Origin of the sequence: Bacillus sp. S4 (assembly GCF_040838205.1) — a bacterium.
Taxonomy (GTDB): Bacteria; Bacillota; Bacilli; order Bacillales; family Bacillaceae_G; genus Bacillus_A; species Bacillus_A cereus_U.
On the sequence record NZ_JBFPJI010000363.1, the window covers coordinates 1 to 3,045 of the forward strand.

Sequence of the window (3,045 nt, forward strand, 5' to 3'; positions counted from 1 at the left end):
GTGATATATTATGACAGTCAGCTCTTTCGAATTTTCATTAAAATTAAAGGTACAGGAAGATTAATTGAATTGAAATCTTCCGTACGTATAAAACGGAGGAGAAAATAAATGTTTAGTTTTTATAGTACGCTTTGTACGGAACTTTATGATTACACAAAACCTGTCGGTTACTCTTTGAATGGTGATATTGAATATTATCAAGAACGTTTAAAAAGTTGTAAAGGAACAATTCTTGAAGCAGCGGTAGGATCGGGGCGTGTCATTATTCCATTTCTTGAAGCTGGTTTTAAAGTTGATGGGATAGATTATTCGCCTGAAATGCTAGATTCTTGCCGAAAGCGGTGTAAAGAGAGAGGCATACATCCTAATGTATATGAAGGAAGCTTGCAACAATTTTCACTGCCGCATAAATATGAGGCAATTATCATTCCTACTGGATCCTTTTGTTTAATTGAAAATCGTGATGATTCTATAAGCGCTTTGAAATGTTTTTATGAACATCTTAATCCAGGTGGGCGTTTAATTGTAGACCTTGGGCTTCCGTATGATTGGAAGACAGGTGAGATTCATACATCGACTTTTTCCTTACCAAGCGGAGACGGGATTACATTAGAAAATAAATCAATTGAAATAGATTGGCTTAACCAAGTAACTGTATCATATTTAAAATATGAAAAATGGAGTAAAGGAAAGTTAGTACAAACTGAACTACAACGTTTTGCAATGCGGTGGTATGGAATAGAAGAGTTTAAACTCCTTTTAGAAAGTATAGGTTTCACTGACATTACTTGCTCTGCTGACTATGTTTATGAAAAGCAACCGTCAAATGCAGACCAAATTATTACTTTTGAAGCTGTACGAAACGAATAATATAGGAACTATTCATGAAAATAAGGCAATCGACACAACATCGACTGCCTTATTTTCAATTTTAGGATATGTTTTATTGGATTGTTTATAGAGAAAAATCGGAGGAAAACCAATGAAATTCATATTAATATTCGGCCCACAAGCAGTCGGGAAAATGACAGTTGGACAAGAATTAGCGAAACTAACAGATTTGAAAATTTTTCATAATCACATGACCATTGATTTAGTAAGTCCATTTTTTGATTACAGTACAAAGGAAGCAAAAAGATTAGTAAGTTTGTTTCGTAATGAAATATTTGAAGAAGTGTCTAAAAGTGATTTATACGGAATGATTTTTACATATGTATGGGCATTTGACTTTCAATCTGATTGGGATTATATAAATCATGTAGTAAGCATTTTTGAATCAAAAGGCGCAGCAGTATATTTTGTAGAACTTGAAGCAGAAATTGGTGAAAGATTAGAGCGTAATAAAAGTCCCCATAGATTAGAACATAAACCAAAAAAAAGAGATATTGAATGGTCCGAAAAAAATTTAAAAGAAACGATGAAAAAGCATAGATTAAACTCTCTTCATGGTGAAATCGAAAAAGAAGAGTACATAAAAATTAATAATACTCATTTGAGTGCTAAAGAAGTAGCTGTAATGATTAAGGAGAAGTTTCGATTGTAAAATACTTAAATGTTGTTACGTTTTCATTGTCCAAGCATTCTCCTACTAACTACATATACTATTTATATTAAGGACGGTCACTAATTTATTGAGAAACCGTCATTTATATATAAATGACAACTTTGGAAGGAGGTAAGAAAAATTTGGGAAATGAACAGCCGGGAAGAATTGAAAATCAAGTGTATTCTAATCGAGTATTAAGATCAGAATTTGATGAAAATTGGGCAACTTGTATTTCGAAAAGTGGATATGTAATATATACGGCTACAAGTGACAATGCGGAAGTAGTAGTTTTACTTTCTGATGGTTCAAGAAAATTATTAATCTTTGAAAAAGGCGGTAAAGTAATAGTAGGCGGTGGTGGAACAAGCCATTATAGTAAACCGCATATTGCAAGAGATATTTAATGTGAAAAATGTTAATCGAGAAGATGCTTGTAGTATTTAATTTGTATATAGAAATGTTTTATCCTAAAGTAAGTTTTTGTTTTAGATTCTGGCGTTTTTTGTAACAAAAATAAGATGAAAAAGATCTTTAACGTATAAAGGTCTTTTTTGTTTTATTCACAAATAGAATTAATGGAGGTGAGCTAATAATGAAAAATAGTGGAGTAACCTATGTTCTTTCGGGAGTTCTCCTATTCGGTCTTACATATATAACTTCCGCAATTTACGCGGGTTCATTAGAAATTTGGGATAGACCAAGCGGAAAATTCTTTACTGCATTTTATGAAATCCAGGGTGCAATTTTATCGGTAATTTCAATTTGTTTTATTATAGCAGGGATATACTGTATACATAAAAAAGTGTAGTGAAAAACAATCAGCCTTTCATGTACTATACATGAAAGGCTGATTGTTTTTATGTGTTGAAGGAGTCTTTTAGAAGAATTGTAGTTTTTAGATTGATAGTTAAAACTGTAACAGCTTATGTATAATTAATATCATTTTGTCAAATGAATGTCACATAAAAGTCTTATAGTGTATATAGAAAGTGAAACATACACAAATCAGGAGATGAAATGATGAAAAAAGCGTTACAATATATATTTATATTACTTACGTTATTTACCTTAAGTTATGTAATTCATACCAACTATGAAAAGCATAAAGAGATTAAAAATAATAAACAAGTAATTAGTGAAGTTGCAAAGAGGTATGATATTCCAGATTGGATACCATTATCAATTGCGGATCATGAAACAAAATTTAACCGAAAAGCAATAGGAGATAACGGAACATCTTTCGGATTATTCCAATTACATCGTGGTGGATTAGCACCAGCACAATTATCGGAAGAGAGTTTAGTGGATTCACGTATAAATACAACGATAGCAATTTCAAGTATGGTCAAATCGTATGAGCGTGGTGTGAAAAAAGGACTGCAGGATTGGGAGTTGCTTAAATATGTTGCTAATACATCAGGGTGGCCAGGAAACTTGGGGGGAGAATGGACAGATAATAATACGAAATATAATAAAGGGCTAGAACAATCATATCAATT

Annotated in this window: 5 protein-coding genes; all 5 read left to right on the top strand. The window is 32.0% G+C overall.

Annotation, left to right across the window (positions count from 1 at the left end; genetic code table 11):
• Positions 1 to 108 precede the first annotated feature (108 nt).
• Positions 109 to 870 carry a class I SAM-dependent methyltransferase gene (locus tag AB3X48_RS20085; protein ID WP_016105114.1) on the top strand — a complete coding sequence of 254 codons (762 nt, stop codon included), beginning with the start codon at positions 109 to 111 and terminating at the stop codon, positions 868 to 870.
• A 112-nt stretch (positions 871 to 982) separates the two neighbouring features.
• A complete protein-coding gene (locus AB3X48_RS20090; protein ID WP_016105113.1) occupies positions 983 to 1,543 on the top strand; it encodes an ATP-binding protein in 561 nt (186 codons plus the stop codon).
• Between the two features lie 143 nt (positions 1,544 to 1,686).
• Positions 1,687 to 1,950 carry a hypothetical protein gene (locus tag AB3X48_RS20095; RefSeq protein WP_016105112.1) on the top strand — a complete coding sequence of 88 codons (264 nt, stop codon included), beginning with the start codon at positions 1,687 to 1,689 and terminating at the stop codon, positions 1,948 to 1,950.
• Positions 1,951 to 2,138: 188 nt separating this feature from the next.
• Entirely contained in the window at positions 2,139 to 2,354 is a 216-nt protein-coding gene (locus tag AB3X48_RS20100) for a hypothetical protein (RefSeq protein ID WP_002110356.1), read from the top strand.
• A gap of 209 nt (positions 2,355 to 2,563) precedes the next feature.
• On the top strand, positions 2,564 to 3,045 hold a 482-nt coding region (locus AB3X48_RS20105; protein ID WP_367959862.1), incomplete at its 3' end, for a lysozyme family protein.